General features: G+C 56.9%; 13 protein-coding genes. 7 read left to right on the top strand and 6 right to left on the bottom strand.

Annotation, left to right across the window (positions count from 1 at the left end; translation table 11 throughout):
* Nucleotides 1–176 precede the first annotated feature (176 nt).
* Complete coding sequence (locus PH7735_RS04975) at nucleotides 177–1,577, top strand: helix-turn-helix domain-containing protein (protein ID WP_058310184.1); 1,401 nt, start codon at nucleotides 177–179, stop codon at nucleotides 1,575–1,577.
* A gap of 44 nt (nucleotides 1,578–1,621) precedes the next feature.
* The gene (locus tag PH7735_RS04970) at nucleotides 1,622–2,434 is read left to right on the top strand and encodes an alpha/beta hydrolase (protein WP_058310183.1); all 813 of its coding nucleotides are present in this window, start codon (nucleotides 1,622–1,624) and stop codon (nucleotides 2,432–2,434) included.
* Here the strand turns inward: PH7735_RS04970 and PH7735_RS04965 are convergent.
* From PH7735_RS04965 to PH7735_RS04950, 4 genes are all read right to left on the bottom strand, one after another.
* Nucleotides 2,416–2,655 (bottom strand): HP1242/YdcH family protein, encoded by a 240-nt coding sequence (locus PH7735_RS04965; RefSeq protein WP_058310182.1) that lies wholly within the window; start codon nucleotides 2,653–2,655, stop codon nucleotides 2,416–2,418. The two genes, PH7735_RS04970 and PH7735_RS04965, sit on opposite strands and share 19 nt — an antisense overlap.
* A 97-nt stretch (nucleotides 2,656–2,752) precedes the next feature.
* A complete protein-coding gene (gene betA, locus PH7735_RS04960; protein ID WP_058310181.1) occupies nucleotides 2,753–4,411 on the bottom strand; it encodes a choline dehydrogenase in 1,659 nt (552 codons plus the stop codon).
* Nucleotides 4,412–4,476: 65 nt separating this feature from the next.
* Nucleotides 4,477–5,928 carry a betaine-aldehyde dehydrogenase gene (gene betB, locus PH7735_RS04955; protein WP_058310180.1) on the bottom strand — a complete coding sequence of 484 codons (1,452 nt, stop codon included), beginning with the start codon at nucleotides 5,926–5,928 and terminating at the stop codon, nucleotides 4,477–4,479.
* 103 nt (nucleotides 5,929–6,031) lie between these two features.
* Nucleotides 6,032–7,243, bottom strand: coding sequence for a BCCT family transporter (locus PH7735_RS04950; protein WP_058310179.1), 1,212 nt, complete (start codon nucleotides 7,241–7,243; stop codon nucleotides 6,032–6,034).
* Nucleotides 7,244–7,417: 174 nt separating this feature from the next.
* On the opposite strand from PH7735_RS04950, the gene betI reads away from it, so the two are divergent.
* Entirely contained in the window at nucleotides 7,418–8,002 is a 585-nt protein-coding gene (gene betI, locus PH7735_RS04945; protein ID WP_058310178.1) for a choline-binding transcriptional repressor BetI, read from the top strand.
* Nucleotides 8,003–8,089: 87 nt separating this feature from the next.
* Here the strand turns inward: betI and katG are convergent, their stop codons facing one another.
* Nucleotides 8,090–10,294 (bottom strand): catalase/peroxidase HPI, encoded by a 2,205-nt coding sequence (gene katG, locus PH7735_RS04940; RefSeq protein WP_058310177.1) that lies wholly within the window; start codon nucleotides 10,292–10,294, stop codon nucleotides 8,090–8,092.
* 163 nt (nucleotides 10,295–10,457) lie between these two features.
* Between katG and PH7735_RS04935 the strand changes: the two genes are divergently transcribed.
* The 4 genes from PH7735_RS04935 (at nucleotide 10,458) to PH7735_RS04920 (ending at nucleotide 20,423) form a co-directional block, all read left to right on the top strand.
* Entirely contained in the window at nucleotides 10,458–11,363 is a 906-nt protein-coding gene (locus PH7735_RS04935) for a LysR substrate-binding domain-containing protein (protein ID WP_058310176.1), read from the top strand.
* A 100-nt stretch (nucleotides 11,364–11,463) separates the two neighbouring features.
* Nucleotides 11,464–13,821, top strand: coding sequence for a FecR domain-containing protein (locus PH7735_RS04930; protein WP_145865262.1), 2,358 nt, complete (start codon nucleotides 11,464–11,466; stop codon nucleotides 13,819–13,821).
* The gene (locus tag PH7735_RS04925; RefSeq protein ID WP_058310174.1) at nucleotides 13,821–18,698 is read left to right on the top strand and encodes a PKD domain-containing protein; all 4,878 of its coding nucleotides are present in this window, start codon (nucleotides 13,821–13,823) and stop codon (nucleotides 18,696–18,698) included. Before PH7735_RS04930 ends, PH7735_RS04925 begins: the two co-directional genes overlap by 1 nt.
* Before the next feature lie 6 nt (nucleotides 18,699–18,704).
* Complete coding sequence (locus PH7735_RS04920; RefSeq protein WP_058310173.1) at nucleotides 18,705–20,423, top strand: adenylate/guanylate cyclase domain-containing protein; 1,719 nt, start codon at nucleotides 18,705–18,707, stop codon at nucleotides 20,421–20,423.
* A gap of 35 nt (nucleotides 20,424–20,458) precedes the next feature.
* Here PH7735_RS04920 and PH7735_RS04915 read toward each other — a convergent pair whose 3' ends face one another.
* Entirely contained in the window at nucleotides 20,459–20,809 is a 351-nt protein-coding gene (locus PH7735_RS04915) for a RidA family protein (RefSeq protein ID WP_058310172.1), read from the bottom strand.
* Nucleotides 20,810–20,872 lie beyond the last annotated feature (63 nt).

Below are 20,872 nucleotides of genomic sequence, written 5' to 3'. Positions count from 1 at the left end.
TCCCTCTTTTTTTTCGTGACGCGCAACCGCCGCGCACCGCGCGGCGTGGCCCAACATTTGGCAAGGGCCACCAGGCCCTGAAAATGGCGGGAGTGGTGCGCTCATAAAGCAGGTGACGTGCAAGATTTGCAAACCTATATTTGCAGCAGCAAACCAGCTTATGGACGTCAGAAACTATGGCCACTCAAAAACTCTATGCCGGCGCAAAGCTACGCGAAATCCGCACCCGTCTCGGGCTCACCCAAAAGGAATTCGCACAGAAGCTGGGTGTGTCCCTGCCCTATTTGAACCAGATGGAGAACAACAACAGACCGGTGTCGACCACGGTTGTTTTGGCATTGGCGCAGGAATTCGGTCTGGATGTGACCGAACTCAGCACCGGCGACAGCGAACGCCTTGTCAGCGACATGCGCGAAGCAATGGCCGATCCCGTCCTTGCCGACACGACCGCCCCGCTTGCCGATTTGCGTCTCACCGCGTCTAACGCGCCGGCACTGGCGCGAGCGTTTCTCGAACTGCATCGCGCCTATCGCCAAACGCACGAACGGCTGGCCTCGCTTGACGAAGCTCTGGGCCGTCAGGATGTGCAAATGCAGCCCAGCCCATGGGACGAGGTGCGCGACTTCTTTCACTATTGCGACAACTATATTGATGCCGTTGACCGCGCCGCCGAAAACTTTGCCAAACGCGCGAAATCAGAAGGCGGCATCCGGCGCGGTGCCATAAATGCCCTCAACTCCAAAGGCGTGTCCGTTGAAATCGCGGATGTGGACCAGCTTCGCCATTTTGATCCGAACTCTCGTACCCTTTTCATTTCGGGCCGCGCCACAACCGAAACCCAGACATTCCAGATGCTGTTGCAGGTGGCGCTGTTGCTGTCGGGCAAACTCTTGGAAGCCACTTTGGATTTTGCGCGTTTTCAAACCGACGCCGCCCGCGCCATCGCCAAAATCGGCCTCGCCAACTATTTCGCGGGGGCTGCGATGATGCCCTATGAGATATTTCTGATGGCCGCCCGCGAGACGCGCCATGATCTTGAAATTCTGGCCAACCGGTTTGGCGCCTCGATTGAACAAGTCGCCCACCGCCTTTCGACGCTGCAACGCCCGCGGGCCAAAGGAATCCCGTTCTTTTTTGTGCGGGTCGATCAAGCGGGTACAATTACCAAACGCCATTCGGCCACCCGATTGCAGTTTGCCCGTTTCGGGGGCGCCTGCCCGCTCTGGAATGTGCACCGCGCCTTTGAAACCCCCGGACGGTTCTTGCGCCAGCTGGCGGAAACCCCTGATGGTGTGCGTTACTTCAGCCTTGCGCGGGACGTCTCGAAAACGGGCGGACACTATGGTGCGCCGGTTCGACGGTACGCCATCGCCTTGGGCTGCGAAATCCGCCACGCGGACGCCTTGGTCTATGCAGATCACATGGATATGTCGATGCCAGAGGCCTTTTCGCCGATCGGGATCTCATGCCGTATCTGCGAGCGTGCCGATTGTCACCAACGGTCTGTCCCCCCGCTTGAGCGCCAGTTGACTATCAATGAAAACGAACGGGGTATTTTGCCCTATGAAGTCGGCTGACAATCTTTGCCGCCTGGATCGCCTCAAGAAAGAAACAACCCGCGATGCGTATAGTTTTTCGATTAATTCTGGTGCTGGGCATTTTGGTGCTGGGGACCGTTGCCTTGGGCAATATGGCCGAACGGTGGATTATCTATCCGTTTGATTCAACAGAAGTGTCGCCCACATCTCTGGGGCTGCCAGAGGTGCGCGCCCATCGCCAGTCTGTTGGCGCATCCGAAGTGGTGATCTGGACAACCAAAGCCGCCGAGAACAAGCCGACACTCTTTTACCTACATGGGAACGCCGGAAACCTCGCCAGCCGGTCCGGCCGGTTCAAGCGCTTTATCGACAGAGGGTATGGGCTTGTCGCGATGGGCTATCGCGGCTCATCTGGCAGCGACGGCACTCCTTCCGAAAAGGCGCTCATTTCGGACGCGATCGAGGTCTATGATGCCATTGCGGAAAACACGGCGCTGGTGATCTATGGCGAATCCTTGGGCACCGCTGTTTCGATTGCCCTTGCAGACCGGATTGCCCCCCGCAAACCGGCAGCGATAATCCTCGAGGCCCCGTTCACATCGATCCCCGATTTGGCCGAATTCCACTATCCCGGCACCGGCGCAATGGCAGAGAAGATTTCAAACACTTGGCACAGCCTTGAGCGCGCCGAAACCGCACTGGATGTGCGCCTGCTGATCCTGCACGGCACCAACGATACGCTGATCCCCATAGAACAGGGGCGACAGATTTTCTCTGCCGCCCCTACATCCAACAAGGATTTTTTCGCTGTCAAAGGTGCAGGTCACTCAGATCTCTGGAGATCCGATACCCTGCCGCGCCTTTGGCGTTTTATCGATCAAAGCGCCTTGAGATAGGCATAGATCTCGTCTTTCAGCGAGCCACGCCGCTTGCGCAGGTCAACTTCTGACAACTCTTCCCGAGGCTCGACGTTGGTCTCGGCGCGGTGCACCTTGCGATTGAGTTCATGATAGTCGTCAAACATCTTCGCAAAATGGGCATCTGAAACTTTCAGTTCGCTCATCTTTTCGACGAATTCCGGAAATTCCTCGGCGAGTTCATGGGGGACGTGAGACATTGTTTGCGCTCCTTTTCTTGTTCCTCTGAACGTTAGCTTTGGTCGGGGACCAGAGACTTTGACAGGGATCAAAAAACAGACGATTGAGTCACCTTTTTTAGCGTTGGCTGGTTTTCCAATCCGGATTGAACCATGGCACGTCATTTGCAGGCGGCAACATGGTTTTCCCCAAGATATGATCAGCGGCTTTTTCCCCGGTCATGATGGACGGACCATTCAGGTTTCCGTTGGTAATCCGCGGGAAAATGGAACTGTCCGCAACACGCAAGCCGTCCACACCGATGACCCTGCATTCGGGATCGACAACGGCCATGGGATCATCCTTGGCGCCCATCATACAGGTGCCACAGGGGTGATAGGCGCTTTCGGCATGCTCTTTGATAAAGGCATTCAGTTCCTCGTCGGACTGCACCGCATCGCCGGGCTGGATCTCATGCTTCACAAACGGTTTGAACGCCTCTTGCGCAAATATTTCGCGTGTGAGGCGTATGCATTTACGGAAATCCTCCCAATCTTCCTCGTGCGCCATATAGTTGAACAGGATGTTCGGCGCGTCTTTGGGATCGCTGCTGGCCAGTGTGACCTCTCCGCGCGACGGGCTGCGCATTGGGCCGACGTGGGCCTGAAAACCATGCCCCTCTGCGGCGGCCTGACCGTCATAACGCACGGCAATCGGCAGGAAGTGGTACTGGATGTCGGGATATTTGACACCCTCTTTCGATCTGATGAAGGCGGCGCTTTCAAACTGGTTCGAGGCACCAAGCCCCTTTTTCGTGAACAACCACTGGGCCCCGATCATGCCTTTGCCGATCAGGTTCCAGTATTTGTAAAGGGTGATCGGTTGCTTGCTGGCCACTTGCAGGTACAGCTCGAGGTGATCCTGCAGGTTTTTGCCCACACCGGGGCGATCTGCCACCACGTCAATGCCGTGCTTGGCCAGATCCTGTGCAGGGCCAATGCCCGAGAGCAGCAACAACTTGGGCGAATTCAAAGACGACGCAGACAGGATTACCTCTTTTTCGGCGCGGATCACTTCGACTTTGCCGCCCCGTTCGATTTCAACCCCGACTGCGCGACCGTTTTCGATCACAACCTTGCGCGCAAGGCCGCGGATCATCTCGCAATTGTCCCGCTTCAGGGCGGGCTTGAGATAGGCGTTTGCCGCTGACCAGCGCACCCCTTTCCAAACGGTCATCTCCATCGGGCCAAAGCCCTCTTGTTGTTCACCGTTATAGTCTGAGGTCACGGGGTATCCGGCCTGACGTCCGGATTCGACAAAGGCATCATGCAGCGGGTTATCGCGGGGCCCGCGCGTGATATGCAGCGGGCCGTCCTTGCCACGCCAATCCGGATCACCTCCCTGATCACAATCGTGCCAGCTTTCCATGCGTTTGAAATAGGGCAGCACATCGGCATAGCCCCAGCCGGTTGCACCGCTTTCTTCCCAATGGTCATAGTCTCCGGCGTGGCCGCGTACATAGACCATGCCGTTGATCGAACTTGATCCACCGACCACCTTGCCGCGCGGGGTGACCAGTGACCGCCCCCCCAGATGTGGTTCGGGAAGGGTTTTATACCCCCAATCGTATAGCCCCATATTCATGGGATAGCTCAGAGCGGCAGGCATCTGGATCAACGGGCCGGCATCCGTGCCCCCATGTTCGATCACAAGGACCTTTTCACCGGCTTCTGACAGGCGATAGGCGATTGCGCAGCCTGCTGACCCTGCTCCTACGATTACGTAATCCGCTTGCATTTTCTTCTCCTCAAGCCCGCCCTTTCTTGAGCAAAGCGACGGGTTGGTCTTGTTCAAAAGCGTGCTTAGAACGCCGCCTCTACATCACCCATGCGCACATAGACGGATTTCACCTGGCTATAATGCTGGATGGCTTCTTTTGAGTTTTCGCGGCCAACACCGGACGCCTTTACCCCGCCAAAGGGCGCTTCCACGGGTGCGTCATTGTACGAGTTGATAAAACAGCTGCCTGCTTGCAGCTTGCCAATCACGCGGTGGGCGCGGCTGATGTCATTGGTAAAGACACCGGCAGACAGGCCATATTCGGTATCATTGGCACGTGCGATGACTTCGGCCTCGTCTTCGAAATCCAGAACCGCCATGACCGGCCCAAAGATCTCTTCGCGGGCGATGGTCATATCATCGGTCACATCGGCAAACACGGTCGGCTCGAGCCAAAATCCATCCTTGTCCAGCTGCCCGCCACCCGCAACAAGGCGCGCGCCTTCTTCGTTGCCCTTTGCGATATAGCTTTTGACGATTTCCATCTGGCGTTCCGAAACCATCGGGCCAAAGTTGGTGTCTTCGTTCAAAGGATCGCCCAGCACGGCATTTTCGAGACGCTCGGCCAGCCGTTTCAGGAAAGCTTCCTTGATACCCTTCTGGACAAACACGCGGGTGCCGTTCGAACAGACCTGACCCGAGGAATAGAAATTACCATTGATCGCACCGCCAACGGCGTTGTCGAGATCAGCATCGTCAAAAATCACCAAAGGTGATTTGCCGCCCAGTTCCATGGTGACATGTTTCATGCCGGATGCGGCAGCCGCATACACCTTTTTACCTGTTGGAACAGACCCCGTCAGCGACACTTTGTCGACGCGCGGATCGGTGACAAGCGCACCACCCACTTCGCCCATGCCCTGCACCACATTGTAAAGACCCGCAGGCAAGCCTGCCTCGACAAGGATTTCCGCAACTTTCAGCGCGCAAAGCGGCGTGGTTTCGGAGGGTTTGAAGATCATGGCGTTGCCACAGGCCAGCGCTGGCGCGCCCTTCCAGCAGGCGATTTGGGTTGGATAGTTCCACGCGCCGATGCCGACGCAGACGCCCAAAGGTTCGCGCACGGTATAGACCCAATCCTCACCCAGCGGGATATGTTCGCCGGTCAGGGTCGCCGCCAGACCACCGAAATATTCCAGCGCATCCGCGCCAGACGTTGCATCCGCCACCAGCGTTTCCTGCAAGGGTTTTCCAGTGTCATAGGTCTCAAGAACCGACAGTTCATGATTACGCTCGCGCATCAGGTCTGCGGCACGGCGCAGGATGCGGCCGCGTTCGGTGCCCGTCATCGCGCCCCATGCTTCTTGTGCGGCCTGAGCAGCAGAAACGGCTTGGTCCAGCACCTCTGGCGTTGCCGCGTAAACGGTTGCAATGACCTCTCCCGTCGCAGGATAGATCACAGGAATCGGCGTGCCGTTGGTATCTTCGACATATGTGCCATTGATAAAATGGCTGGCTTTCGGTTGCGTTTCCATTTTCAGGCTCCGTCCGCTGCGGCCGCAAATTCCGGCCTTGGGTTGATCGATAAAAGGTCCAAACGAATAAGACGGGCCCGACCAGTGCCGGACCCGTTTTGGCTTAGTGGGTCGTTTCGATTTTGTGGAAATCGAGGTTACGATCTTCGGGTGAAGACGTGATGGCCATGACTTCTTTGCGTTTGAAGAACGCGATGTAGAAGACGCAGGCAAAGTAGATGCCAATCACGATCGACCCGATCCATTCGATCTGCATCCAGCCCGACTTGAACAGGATGACCAGTCCAAACAAGGCCAGAATATTCAGAAGCAGATAAACCGGTTTACCAAGACGTTCTGAGGTCAGGTTCAGGTTGTCGGTATAAAGGCGGATCAAGGAGTCGAGCGAGTTGATGACGAAGGTTACGCCAACCACCAGCATCGATATCGCAATAAGGCCTCCGGTCGCCAATTCGTTTGCCCAGTAGTAGTGCAACACAGAGAACCAGACCAACAACGGGATCGACGGGAAAATCAGAAGCGCCAGAAGCACCTGCCATGTTTTCAGCCCGCCCACAAAACGCGAGGTAAACTGGCCAATCATGATCGACCAGGCGAACCACCAGAACAGATAAAACTGGTGATAGTCATTGATGGGCAGAACAAACTTGTCGATGTTGGTGAAGTATTCCCCAACAAGACCCATAGTGCCCAGCAACCCGTCAAAGCCCATGGCGGCGGCGGCCCACATTCCCGCGATCAACGCAAAGAACAGCCAGGTCGACGCCAAGGACAGAACGCGGACATATTTGATATCCGTCGAGCTGTACGTTGCCAAAGCAATTGTAAGAAACACAATGGCGTAAAAGTGCCAGCTTAGCGTTTCACCGTCACCGATGATCCCTGTCGCATAAAACGGCAGATACGTCAGGAACAGGTAACCGGTAAACGCACAGGTGCCCAAAATGACGATGTTGTTGATCAGCTTCACAACAGGAATTTCAAAGAAACCGACGCGCGGTTCGATCACACAGAAATAGAACGCGGTCAGGAAATAGAAGCCCCAGATCAAAAAGCCCCAGAACCCGAACTCGATCGCAAGCGGGTTGGCAAACCCGTATTCGGGGGCCGCTGCAGTATCGGCATAGACCGGAAATTCGGTCAGGGGGAACATGATGAGCCCCACATCCAGACCCGAAGTGAACAAGATCGCAATGAACGTGAAAAGGTGAACGGGTGTGACGCCGACGTTGCGCACGCCCCACCACTTGATCAGGCAAAACGCAATCAGCGCAAAGGCCAGCAGTATCCCCACTGAAAGGATCGTTGTGAGCATTAAAATGTCCCTCATTCTGGGACCTTTTGGCCCCATGTTTATGATGGAATGGGACCCTAGCAGGATTTATCTAAATGCCAAAATAGTTTTTTAAATGATCATTCAAGTTTTTACACGAAGAATGCGGCACAAAACCTGTTGCGAGTGCGCGTAGGGCTTGCGAGAATGCTCTTCATGGGCAGGCAAAGAATTCGAGATATTCGGCATGACGAACTGATCACCGCGACAATCACCGCGGTGCATAAACGGGGCTATGCTGCTGTCACTATGACGGAAATCGCCCAAGAGGTCGGTACGACCGCGGCGAGCATCAACTACTATTTCGGCACCAAGGAAAACCTGATGGAGGCGACGATGCTGCGCCTTCTCAACCTGCTGAAGACCGCGATGCTCGAGCGATACGCAACTGCGCAAACTCCACGCGATCGCCTTATTGCTGTGCTGGATGCAAACTTTGATGACCGGTTTTATACCGTCGCGCACTGTAACTTCTGGATGCAGTTCTGGGCCAGCGCGCCCTACACCGACTCGCTCGCGCGGCTGCATCGAATCAACCGTGCGCGCGTCACCAGCCATTTTCGCGCGGAATTGCGATCCCTGGTTCCTCACGAACGTCGAGAAGCCCTGCGCGAAGCATTGCAATGCTATATGGACGGGGTCTGGTTGGAAGCCGCGCAATCTACCGCCCCGCTAAATGCCGCCCATGCGCGGGAAGAGGCACGTTATGTGGCCGGTCTGCTTTTGAAAAACAGCGATTGATCCGGCTCTGGGCTTTGACACAGATAAGAGAAACGAAACGGGGCGCGACCAGCAATGGCCGCGCCCCAATTCATCTTTTGAAAGCACTTAGTTCAGATCAAAACGGTCGGCTTCCATGACCTTGACCCATGCAGCGACAAAATCACTGACGAACTTTTCTTTCGCATCATCCTGAGCATAGACCTCTGCGATAGCGCGCAGTTGCGAGTTTGAACCGAAAACCAGATCAACACGGGTTCCGGTCCATTTGACCGCCCCGCTTGCGCGATCTTTGCCCTCATAGACACCCTCTGTTTCGGACGCGGACCAAACAACGCCCATATCCGTGATGTTGACGAAGAAATCATTGCTAAGCGTACCTGCACGATCCGTGAAAACCCCATGTGCCGTTCCGCCATGGTTCGTGTCCAGAACCCGCAGACCACCAACCAACGCTGTCATTTCAGGGGCCGTAAGGGTCAACAGCTGTGCTTTGTCGACCAACAGCTCTTCTGGCGAGATGGTAAAGGCCGTGCGCTGATAGTTGCGGAACCCGTCTGCTTCGGGCTCAAGAACACCATAGCTGTCTGCATCGGTTTGCTCTTGGCTGGCATCAGTACGTCCCGCAGTGAACGGAACCGCAATATCATGTCCACCCGCTTTGGCGGCTTGTTCGATCCCTGCGCTGCCTGCCAGAACGATCAGATCCGCCATTGAGATTTTCTTGCCGCCAGACGCCGCGCCGTTGAAATCGGCCTGAATGCCTTCGAGCACACCCAGTACACGGGCCAGTTGCTCGGGTTGGTTTGCAGCCCAACCGCGCGCAGGTTCAAGACGAATACGGGCACCATTGGCACCGCCACGCTTGTCCGAGCCACGGAATGTCGATGCCGACGCCCAAGCGGTCGAAACCATTTCGGCGGTGGTCAGGCCGGACGCAGCAAGGCGTGCCTTCAGGTCCGCAATGTCCGCATCATCCACCAGTGCGTGATCCACTGCTGGTACGTTGTCCTGCCACAACAGTTCTTCAGCAGGGGCTTCTTCACCCAGATACAGCGACCGGGGTCCCATATCGCGGTGTGTCAGCTTGAACCAGGCGCGTGCAAAAGCGTCTGCAAACTCTTCCGGGTTCTCATGGAAGCGGCGTGAGATCGGCCCATAGATCGGATCCATGCGCATCGCCATGTCGGCGGTGGTCATCATGGTTTTAACCTTCTGGCTCGCATCGTGTGCGGCAGGGGCCATGTGATCTTCGTCCACGCCGACGGGTTCCCAGATCCAAGCGCCTGCAGGCGATTTGGTCAGGTTCCAATCATAGCCGAACAGCAGGTCGAAATAACCGTTGTCCCACTGGGTCGGGTTGGCGGTCCATGCACCTTCGATACCAGAGGTGGTTGTGTCACCACCGTGACCTGTGCCCAGCGCATTGATCCAGCCAAGGCCCATTTCTTCGATACCGGCGGCTTCCGGCTCGGGGCCGACCAGCGCAGGATCCCCTGCCCCGTGCGCCTTGCCGAAAGTGTGACCACCCGCAACCAGCGCAACGGTCTCTTCGTCGTTCATTGCCATGCGCGCAAATGTATCGCGAATGTCACGCCCAGAGGCCAGAATGTCGGGCTGTCCGTCGGGACCTTCCGGGTTCACATAGATCAGCCCCATCTGAACCGCAGCCAAAGGGTTTTCGAGATCACGCTCGCCAGAGTAACGGCTGTTTGCGCCGCCGCTTTCTTCGAGCCACTCGGTTTCAGCGCCCCAATAGACATCCTCTTCCGGCTCCCAGACGTCGGCGCGCCCACCGGCAAAGCCGAATGTGGTGCCGCCCATCGATTCAATCGCGCAGTTCCCTGCGAGGATCATCAGGTCAGCCCATGAAATCTTGTTGCCGTATTTCTGTTTGATCGGCCAAAGCAAACGACGCGCTTTATCAAGGTTGCCGTTGTCCGGCCACGAATTCAATGGCGCAAAACGCTGTTGTCCTGTGCCGCCGCCACCGCGACCATCTGCGGTGCGATATGTGCCAGCACTGTGCCACGCCATGCGGATGAAGAACCCGCCATAGTGGCCATAGTCAGCAGGCCACCAGTCCTGGCTGTCGGTCATCAGCGCATAGAGATCTTCTTTCAGCGCTTTCAGGTCGAGCTTTTTGAATTCGTCGGCATAGTTGAAATCTGTGCCCATAGGATCGGATTTAGAGGAGTTCTGATGCAGAATCCTCAGATTGAGTTGGTTAGGCCACCAGTCGCTGTTTGATCGCATGCTGACATTGGTCGCACCATGCATCACTGGGCATTTTCCGATATTGTTTCCGTCCATTTTGCTCTCCCTAGATCGCTATATTGGCTATTTTCGAACGCGCGGCTTCTGACAACTCTACCTAAATAAGAGAATCTTTTATGAAGCGTCGTTGAATTGATGTTAACAAAGGTTTTCAATAATAAAAAATTGCATTTTCCGATTGCTATGATAATTTTTACCTATGACAAATCTCACCCTACGCCAGCTTCGTTATTTTGACGCCCTTTCGCGGTTGGGCCATTTCGGACGTGCAGCCGAGTCCTGTTCGATTTCGCAGCCAGCCTTGTCGGTGCAGATCAAGGAAATGGAGGAAAACCTGGGTGTTCCCCTGTTTGAACGCAGCGCACGACAAGTGCGCCTGACGGCCTTTGGTGAAGAAATTGCCGAACGTGTCCGAGATATTTTGCGCTCGGTCGATGATTTGGGTGATTTCGCCCGATCAAGCCAGCAAGACCTTGCAGGACGGTTGCGCCTTGGGATCATTCCGACAATTGCGCCCTATCTCTTGCCGAAACTGATCGGGCATCTCACCCATGAATACCCACGCATGGACTTGCAACTGCGCGAAACTCAAACGTCAAAGTTGATCCGAGAGCTGTCTGAGGGGCGGTTGGATGCCGCTATTCTGGCCCTGCCCGTATCCGAACCGGCATTTGTAGAGGTTGAATTGTTTGATGAGGCGTTTGTGCTTGTCCGCCCTGCCGAAGACGACGACAAACCGGTTCCTGACAGTCGCAGCCTGCGCGAAATGCGCCTGTTGCTGCTCGAAGAAGGGCATTGTTTTCGCGATCAGGCCCTGTCGTTTTGCAACATTCAATCTGCCCTGCCACGCGAGAGCCTTGATGGAAGTTCACTGACAACTTTGGTGCAAATGGTCGGTGCCGGGATCGGCGTGACCCTTATCCCTGAAATCGCCGTTCCGGTTGAAACACGGTCGGCGTCGGTTTCAGTGGCGCATTTCGCGGCTCCTCAGCCCATGAGAAAAGTTGGCATGGTCTGGCGACGCAGCACGCCGATGACAGATCGGCTTTTGCAGGTTTCAGACGTTGTCCGAAAAGTGGCCCAACCTGCCCTTCTTCAGGGATGAACAGTAGAATATCGAAAAAACTTGAAAAAATAGGTTTTTTACACCAGCATATGCCGGAGACATCGATCTTTTATTGATAATTGATTTTAGGGAGTTGGGCATGTTTCGCCCTTGGAAGAGCGCGACCACTTTGCGCACGGCCTATGGGCTGATGCGATTGGTGCTTCCGATTATGATCGGAGGCAGCGCCACAGCTACACTCGCCGAGACCGATCCTTTCGAAGCTCCTTATGAAGTCATCGCTTTTTCCGGCAATGAAACATTGCGCGATTTCGTGGCTGAGCATTTGAATGATCCGGACCTTTGGCCAACGGTTTTAAAGCTCAATCAGGTTGCGTCTCCGGCGGATTTATCTCCCGGAATGCTGATTCAGATGCCGGTACGACAAGTGGCTCTGGCAGACGACGCCTTGCTGGCGTCCTTGTCCGCGATCCAGAAAGCAACGGCCCAAGGCGCGCGCCTGTTTGCACCAGATGAAATCGGCTCGGCCCTCGAAAGCCGCGAAACCGCTATCCACCACCGCGGCGAAGGCGAATGGCGCGATGTTGTCTTGTTTGCGGGCGAAGCCACCGAACACGCCAAAGAAGCCTTTGATATTGCAGTCAAACAACGAGACCGCTCTGCAGAAGCATTGATCACGGACATTCATGGACAAGTCGAAGGTCGTGACCCCGCCGAAGCGGCTTGGACGGATCGGGACCTGCGCGATATTCTGGTAGAATTCGAGCGTCTTCGCACCCTGTCCAATTCCACCACACAGGTCACGTTTCGCGACCTGAGCCGCCTTCGGCTTAACCCGAATTCAAACGCCACCATCCAGCGCATGCGCTCGGACCCGCTTACTGGCAAAGAGGTGACCAAAGTCAGCCTTGCCAGCGGCGATTTTTATGCTCTTCTGAACCAACTGTCTGATCAGGACAGTTTTGAAATCGATGTACCGGGCATCAAGACAACAACAGAATCCAATGACTTCTGGATCAAGAACGACACCCAGAATGCGCGCTTTGTGAATTTTGATGTCGCCTCGCTGGATATTCAGGCAGGTGCAAACAATGTGAGCCTCGGGCGGGACGAAGGCGTGGTTATCACACCTGATGGTAAGGCCGTGAAAACCGAGGCACTGGATCGTCCCTATCTCACGGCCCCGGTTGGTAACACCAAAGTTTATGGAACCAATGTCCCCCTTGGATGGCGCGCACATGACGGCGCTGCCGGATACTGGCTCGAGCTGGCGGCGGATCGGGGTTTCAACCATATGATCAATTCGCAATGGGGCATTGCCGAAACCGCTTTTCGCGTCGAGAACCTTGACCCCGGCCCCTATTACTGGCGGGTTGCCGCGCTGGACAAACTGGGCCTGCCCGGCAAATGGAGCGAAACCGGCGAATTTGAACTGCGCATAGACAACACGCCTCCTTTCCTTGCCCTGTTTGCACCAACCGACAACATCACCGTTGAAACACCCGAAATCGAAGTGTTGGGGGCCTCGGAAAAAGACGCTTTCCTGCTGTTGAATGGCAAGGACATCACCGTTGGCGATGACGGCAGTTTTCTTGAGGCCGTGATGCTTGTTCCCGGCACAAACACGCTTTTGCTGGAAGCTGTGGATGCAGCGGGCAACGTTAGCAGCAAATCCCACACGGTTATCTATCGTCCGGGTGAACAGGCGACGATCACCCTGGATGCAACGATGCCCCGCGCCGGAGATGTGCTGGTCTCGCGAAACGCGGAAATGACGATTGCCGCCCGCACAACCGCGGACGCCGGACGCGATGTCATTGTCAGAACGCTCAGCGGTGAAGAGATCGCAAGAACAACTGTGACAGGCGGAGGCCAGATCGGTCTCTCTGTGCCTGCTACAGGAACCGAGGAAACCTATCATCTTCAGATCCTGTCTGATGCAGGCAAGGAACTGGGCAAAACCACATTCTCTGTCCTGCGAGATGAAATTGCGCCGGTCATCGTGCTGGACACGCCACCGCCGCGGTCCTCTTTCGAGGATGTTCTCGAACTGTCAGGCAGCATTCAGGACGCGGTTTCGCTCACGCTGGATGGCGTGCCCGTCAACATGATCGACGGAGGGTTTGTTCTGGATGTCGCGCTGGTTTCGGGGCGCAACAATTTTGAATTGCGCGCGTTGGACGCGGCAGGAAACATCGGCCTTTTGGCCATCGAAACCGTGCTGGATCTCGACCCGCCCGAGATCCTCGACGTGTCCCTTGAGCGTCCCAAAGGCGACAGCGGCCCGATCGAAATCGCCGTTGAAGCCACCGATATTTCGGGGCTGCGGCAGGCGGCGCAGTTTATCCTTATGATAGGTGATGCCGAACGTGAGGGGTATCTGCGATGCGACAGCGCCGCCGGCGTTTGTCGTGCAACCCTGCCAGCCGAGGCAGGCGACATCGAACTGGTAGAACTGATCCTTCAGGATTACGCAGGAAACGAGGCAATCTGGTAATGACAGCAAGACTTTCTCTACGGCATGCGCGCCGCATGACATTTGGGCTTTGTTCAGTGCTGGCGTTGTCCGCGCCGCTGTCTGCCCAAAATATGGCCGCACCGCCCAATGACGGATTGCTTGTCGTCTATGGAAAGCAGGCCCCGACCCGCGAAGGCGATATCGACCACCGCGAAGAGATTTTCTTTAGCGTTCCCAAAGATCTGCGGGATCGCATCTATGTCCGTATTTTTGACCCCGAAATGAGCGGCGCCCATGATTTCCGGTACGGTGGTCACAACGACACGGAAACGGTTTTTCGCATCTATGGCGGCGCCGAGGCCATGACCGGCATGTCAATGCCGGTGGCCGTGACCGACGGGGCAAGACCTTCGGTGCCAGACACAAAAGACCTTTTGTCAAAGGGACCCGGCAAGCAACTCAAAGAAGTGAGTTTTGCTGCCGACGCCAAAACCAACGAAACCTGGGTCTCGCTCGGGGCCGTGCGTGCCCGACAAGGTGAGGTGATCGGGGATCGGGCGTGGTTCCGTCTGGATGTGCTTGGGGCTCGTGGCAATGACGGGAACGGCTTTAACGTGGATATCAGCCTTGCACGGGATCGCCACAAGGCCCCCGACGGGCTCAAGATGATCGCCTATCAACCCACCATCCGCTGGCCGGGTGGCCCCGTGGGAACGCGCATTGAACTGTTGAACAAAGATAAAACGCCACTGACCCTTCAGAACTTTGATGGTGCCGCGGCCGATCTGCGCCTGAACCAGATGTATTCCGACATACAGCTTGGGGCATCAGGGCAAAACACATGGGCCTCGCAAGAGGTGGAAACAGACGAAGACCTTTTGGCCGTCACATTGCGTGGCGGGTTCGAAACACCGAACGACGTAACGCTGTCCGCTTTTGATCCGGACGGGAACGCCTTGCCATTTTTGATCCCGCCCCGCCCTGTCACGGAACCGGAACGCCCCGAAGCAATTCCCCGCGCCCGCGCTCTCGCAGATTGCGCCTCGGTTGCGTTTGACGCCAGCACTGCCGGAGGAGACCCGAGACTTGCCTATCAATGGGACTTTGGCGACGGCAGCACATCAGATGAACCCGTCATCGTCTACAGTTACGGTGCGCCGGGCCGCCCAACCGCGCGTTTGCGGGTTCTTGAACCCGGCACACGGGCCGCGCGTGGTGCAGAGGGCTTTATTCCTGTGCATTTGCGCGTCGCCCCGCGCGCCAACGCAGGGCAAGCTCTGACAGTAGCCCCCGGAGAACTGATCCCCTTTGACGGAAGCGCCTCTGTCCCGTCGGATTCCCCGATTACCGGATATCTCTGGACCTTTGGTGACGGGGAAACCGCACCGTTGGCGCAATTGGAAAAGGCCTATGGCACGCCCGGTATTTACCGCGCCTTGTTGCGCGTGACCGATGACAGCGATCATCCCTGCAACTTTGGCCTTGCCACACGTATGGTCACCGTCAACGCCCCGCCTGTCGCCGAGGCAGGATCAGACCAGACCTCAATTATCGGCTCTCCGGTCCAGCTGAACGGGCGCGCAAGTTATGACGTGGATGGTGCCATCAAAAGCTATGTTTGGGACATGGGCGACGGCACCACAATCGAAGGCCCCAATATAACCCACGCGTTTGAGTCTTCGGGTGTTTTCACGGCAACCCTGTCTGTGACCGATGACAGTGGTGTTGCAAACCAGACAACCACTGACAGCGTCACAATCCGCGTCAATGCCCCCCCGGTTCCAGCCGCGATTGTTCCGGACGAACCTGTGGCCGTGGGCGAAGCCGTGTCTTTGGATGGCACCGGCTCTCTGGATGAGGATGGGGCAATCATCAGCTATCTCTGGGACTTCGGGGATGGCGCGATGGGCGAAGGTGACATGGTCGAATACGCATGGGCCAGCCCTGGCGTGTACGATGTCACGCTGACCGTCATGGACAATTCTGCCACAGCCAGCGCAATTCAGTCGATCACACTTCCTGTTGTGGTCAACACCCGTCCAGTGGCCGAAGCCGGACCGGATCAGTTTGTTACCGTGTCCGATGTTCAGTTTGACGGCACCGTGTCACGCGATATCGACGGCAAAATCCTGTCCTATTTCTGGGATTACGGCGATGGACGCACGGGACAAGGCCCCACACCGGTTCACAGCTATCGCCATCCGGGCGTCTATGAGGTCGCCCTAACCGTTACCGATGACAGTGGCGCGCCGCAAAGCTCGCACCGCGATGTGATGCAAGTCACCGTCAACGCAAGCCCGATCGCGGATGCAGGCCCATCATTGACGGTTGCCCCAGGAGAAGAGTTCCTTCTGGACGCGGGCGCATCGATTGATCCTGATGGCCGGATCGCGCGCTATGACTGGACGTTTTCAGACGGAAGCGAGGACAGCGGCAAACGATTGTCGCGCACCCTCGACACGCCCGGCGTGCACCGCATCGGTTTGCGGGTCATGGATGATTTCCGGGGCGGCGCGGCGGATGACGACTCTGAAGTGTTTATCACGGTCAACGCCCAGCCAACCGCAGTCGCAGGCGCAGACCGTCTGATTGCACCGGACGAGACCATTCGGTTCGACGCGCGGCGCTCGTATGATGCGGATGGCCGCATTAGCCTGTATCGCTGGGAATTTGACGATCTAAGCCATGCTCTTGAAGGGGCCGTGATCGATCGGGCGTGGCCCACGTCCGGCATCTATAGCGCCCGTCTGACCGTTCAGGATGACAGCGGCGTGGCCAATGCCACCGCGTTCGACGAGGTGACAATCCATGTGAACCATGGCCCTGTCGCGGATGCCGGTCCCGAGATTGACACGGACCAGCTTCAGATCACGTTTGACGGAAGCGGGTCGACCGACGCCGACGGGGACAACCTGATCTACAAATGGGACTTTGGCGACGGGTCAGAGGCCGTTTTCGGTCGCGAAGTCACGCATATTTTCCCCAAGGCAGGCCGCTATCCCGTGACGCTCTGGGTGAATGACGGCACCGGGCTGGTCAACGCAGGCGACGTGGATGCAACCACGGTCACGATAAACGCCCGCCCCATGGCCAATGCAGGCGGCAACCGCGAAGTCTGTTCGGGGCAGTCCGTGTTGTTTGACGCGTCCGGGTCTTCGGATGCAGACGGCGATTTGCTCGCCTTTGGCTGGACTTTCGGGGATGGATCAACGGCGGATATCGTGAACCCGTCCAAGACATACGAAATGCCCGGCACCTACGCGGTCACCCTTGAAGTGAATGATGAAAGCGGCTCGCAACGCGGTACTGACCTTGATCGGATTGCCGTCATCGTCAACGAAGGCCCGATTGCGAATGCTGGCGATGATATGACCGTGTGCATCCACCAAGAGGTCCGGCTTGACGGCACGGGATCGACGGACGCGGATGGCTCGGTCAACGCATATGAATGGACGTTCGGCGACGGCAGCCGTGCCAGCGGCGCACAGCCGGTCAAAGCCTTTGACCGGATCGGTGAACAAACTGTCACGCTCACCATCACCGGCGAAGCAAACGGACAATGTAGCCCCGTTGACACCGACACGATGCAGGTCACGGTTCTTCCGGCCAAAACCCAAAGCATCAACGCCCCCGCACGGGCGCCAGCAGGCGAGCCGGTTGAATTTGGTGCAATATTAGGGAACGAAGCCGGCACGGGTGATCCCACAGGATATACATGGCGTTTCTCGGACGGGGGCACAGCCTCTGGCCAGAACATCACCCACACCTTTGCGGAACCGGGGATCTATTTTGCCGAACTCGAAACCACGCTTGAAGGTGGCGAACAGGATTGCGGAAATCTGGCCAGCCGCCACAAGATCATCGTGAACGCCGCGCCCATCCCTGTGGTGGATGTCCCTGACCAGGTTGCGGCCGGGGCGCTGGTATCGTTTGATGCCAGCCAGTCCAGCGATGCAGACGGCGCGATCATGGCGTTTGATTGGGACTTTGGCGATGGCATAACATCTGACGGTGTCACAACGCAGCACCGCTTTGACATTCCGGGCACCTATGATGTCACGCTTCTTGTCGCGGACGATGCAGGAACCGGCAACAGCCAACAAACCATGACACGAACCATCACCGTAAACCCTGTTCCCTTGGCCGGACTGGCCACGCCACCGCCGATTTGTCCGGCAACGGCGCATGACTGGTCCATCGGGGTCGCCTCCGGAACCAACGTGATGTGGAATTTCGGAGACGGCCAGACGCTTGAAGGCGCGCAAGTCTCGCACAACTTTGCAGAACCCGGCCTGTATCCCGTCACCGTTACGGCGGATGACGGGCGCGGGTTGGCAAATTCGCGGCGCAGCGCAGAAACATATGCCCGTGTGAATGCAACGCCTCTGGCGGATGCGGGCGCGGACAGGATTGTTTGCCCGGGCGCGGAAACCCTGTTTTCGGCACAGGCCAGCGATCCCGACGGCACGATCACCTCTTGGATCTGGGAGTTCTCGGACGGCGTTTCGCTGGAAGGTCCAGAAGTTGCACGCGTCTTTGACACAAGCGGCACGGTTGGCGTGACCCTAAGAGTGACAGATGACAGCGGAAGCGCCTGTGCGATCGGCGAAGACGTTGCAAGTATTCTTGTCAACGCGCCCCCGACGGTCGAAGCCGGTCCTGACCTCACCACGCCTGTTGGTGCAGCCCATGACGTCCTGCGCTTTGATGCGAGTTCTGCCAGTGACCCCGATGGTCAGGGGCTGAGCCTTGAATGGACCTTTGGAGATCAATCCGCCATGAAGGGCGCCATCGCGCGCCATCGCTATACCGAACCGGGCAGCTATACCGTAACCGTGACAGCACGGGATGCGACGGGTCTGTCCTGTGGTGTCGCGCAGGATACAGCCACTGTCATTGCAACATCACGAGAGTAGAGCAGCATGCGTTTTCCACTAACGCTCAAGTTCTTTCTGTTTGCCGCTCTTGTTGCCATCGTTCCCTTGGCACTGGTGGGCGAAAACCTTGTGCGTATCGCACGGGATGAACTGAAAAGCGCAGCAAACGAAGACCTGACCGGCGTCGCGGCCCAGATACGTGGTGAATTCGACGGCTTCTATGAGGGCCGCTGGCTGACCCCGCTTTCGGTGATCCGAAGTGGTGTCGACAATCCCGAACTGGATGTCACCCAAAAGGTGTCCCTTTTGACACAAGGCATGGAGCAACTTCCCGGTGTTGTCGCATTGCAGCTGAGTGTTCAGGGCGCTGATTTTCCTTTGATGGTGACAGATCAGGCGTTTGCCAACCGGCTGGCCGAAAACGGGCTGGACCCGATGGAGGTGTTGCGCGCGTCCGGCGAACTGGTCTCGAACATCGAGAGTACAGGGCAATATGGCCGCCCTCTTATTTCGCAAATCGATGCAACAGGCGATTGGCTGGCAACCTTGGCTTTGCCCATGGACAGCCGGATTGCAGGTCGGCAGCTGACACTGGTCGCCAAAATCGATCTTGCCGCGCTGCGCAAATCCTTTGAAAGCCATCCCTTCCGGCAACGGGGCGAAATCACCATTGTCGATCATGCCGGACGCTCCGCGCTGGTGGACACACCCAGAGTGATGACCGAACGCAGCATCGTGTCTTCTGCAATGCCCCTGATCGTGGCTGGCGCGCGGGCTGATGCACTGGAAAGCTATGTCCGTCCTGATGGTACGGTTATGCTCGGCGCTTATGCCTTTCCCGATTGGTTTCCTTGGGCGGTTGTGACCGAACTGTCCGAGAAGAACGCCTATGCCGTGATTTACGAGATGATGCGCAGCATTCTCATTGTGGGGGCTTTTGGCTTTGCGGCGGCCTCGGCGGCGGCTTTGATCTTTTCGCGTGGTTTGACGGGGCCCATTCTCAAAATTGGACGTGTCGCGGAACAGGTCGGACGCGGTGAATTCTCGGCACGCGTAGAAAACGTCCGTGCTCGCGACGAAATCGGCGACCTGTCCAAACGTATAAACGAAATGGCAGGCCAGTTGGGCGAACGGCTTGAGCTGATGAAATTCGTCAGCAACGAAACCATGACCGCCATTCAGGCCAGAGACGGCGAAAGCATGTCGCGGGGGGGCGAACGTCGGGCGGTGACAATGCTGTTCAGCGATATTCGGGGATATACGGCGTTTTCGGAAACCGTGTCACCGGAAGAGGTTATTTTGGTGCTGAACCAGTATTTCGAGGTCCAGACAGAAATCGTGGAACGGCACGGTGGTGACATCGACAAATTTGTCGGCGACGAATTGATGGCGATGTTCACTGGCGAAGACAAGGAACTGCGCGCGACGCGGTGCGCGGTCGAAATCGCCGAAGCCCTTGCGGCCTTCATGAAAAGCCGACAAGCGAACGCGGCTTTGGCGGTCGGTATCGGCATGGCGTCGGGAGAGGTGGTATTGGGCGCGATGGGCGCGCGAGATCGCATGGATTATACCGTGCTTGGTTCCACAGTGAACCTTGCGGCCCGTCTTTGCAGCAAAGCCGAACCCGGACAGGTTTTGCTGGAAGAAGCCACCCGACAGGCTGTGGGCGAAGATCCGGCGATCTCTATCGAAACATTGCCGCCTGTCGCGCTCAAGGGGATCGCAGTGCCTGTGCCGATCTATGGCGCACATCTAAAGTCCTAAGGGCCGCGGAGTGCCGCAGCCCTTAGCGCATCACATCAGGCTTTGGCCGCAATTACGATGACTTCGACCAGAAACTCGGGCAAGGCCAACTTGGCTTCGCCTGTTGCGCGTGCAGGCGCACAGCCTTCGGGAACCCAAGCATCCCAAACCGCGTTCATCTCGGCAAAGTCAGCCATATCGGCCATCCAGATCGTGGTTTGCAGCAGTCGTGTTTTGTCACTGCCTGCTTCGGCCAGAAGGGCATCAACCTTGTCCAGACAATCCTGCGTCTGTTGGGCCACGGATGCGCCGGCCGTGCCAACCTGGCCTGCCAGATAAATCGTATCGCCGTGGATAACCATCTGGCTCATGCGGTCGTTGGTGTGTTTGCGGATGATATCTGTCATGTCTCTTGCTTTCTGAGAGTTGGTATCGCAATTCCAGCTACGACGCCGGATCGATTTGAGCAA

The organism is Shimia thalassica, from assembly GCF_001458215.1.
Taxonomy (GTDB): Bacteria; Pseudomonadota; Alphaproteobacteria; order Rhodobacterales; family Rhodobacteraceae; genus Shimia; species Shimia thalassica.
This window is presented reverse-complemented; position numbering and strand designations above follow the sequence as displayed.

Bases quoted from the DNA above. Each gene is read 5' to 3' on its own strand.
- PH7735_RS04915 (WP_058310172.1), bottom strand. From the start codon at position 20,809: ATGACAGATATCATCCGCAAACACACCAACGACCGCATGAGCCAGATG.
- betB (WP_058310180.1), bottom strand. From the start codon at position 5,928: ATGGAAACGCAACCGAAAGCCAGCCATTTTATCAATGGCACATATGTC.
- PH7735_RS04965 (WP_058310182.1), bottom strand. From the start codon at position 2,655: ATGTCTCACGTCCCCCATGAACTCGCCGAGGAATTTCCGGAATTCGTC.
- PH7735_RS04975 (WP_058310184.1), top strand. From the start codon at position 177: ATGGCCACTCAAAAACTCTATGCCGGCGCAAAGCTACGCGAAATCCGC.
- PH7735_RS04950 (WP_058310179.1), bottom strand. From the start codon at position 7,243: ATGCTCACAACGATCCTTTCAGTGGGGATACTGCTGGCCTTTGCGCTG.
- PH7735_RS04935 (WP_058310176.1), top strand. From the start codon at position 10,458: ATGACAAATCTCACCCTACGCCAGCTTCGTTATTTTGACGCCCTTTCG.
- betI (WP_058310178.1), top strand. From the start codon at position 7,418: ATGGGCAGGCAAAGAATTCGAGATATTCGGCATGACGAACTGATCACC.
- PH7735_RS04970 (WP_058310183.1), top strand. From the start codon at position 1,622: ATGCGTATAGTTTTTCGATTAATTCTGGTGCTGGGCATTTTGGTGCTG.
- PH7735_RS04925 (WP_058310174.1), top strand. From the start codon at position 13,821: ATGACAGCAAGACTTTCTCTACGGCATGCGCGCCGCATGACATTTGGG.
- PH7735_RS04930 (WP_145865262.1), top strand. From the start codon at position 11,464: ATGTTTCGCCCTTGGAAGAGCGCGACCACTTTGCGCACGGCCTATGGG.
- betA (WP_058310181.1), bottom strand. From the start codon at position 4,411: ATGCAAGCGGATTACGTAATCGTAGGAGCAGGGTCAGCAGGCTGCGCA.
- katG (WP_058310177.1), bottom strand. From the start codon at position 10,294: ATGGACGGAAACAATATCGGAAAATGCCCAGTGATGCATGGTGCGACC.
- PH7735_RS04920 (WP_058310173.1), top strand. From the start codon at position 18,705: ATGCGTTTTCCACTAACGCTCAAGTTCTTTCTGTTTGCCGCTCTTGTT.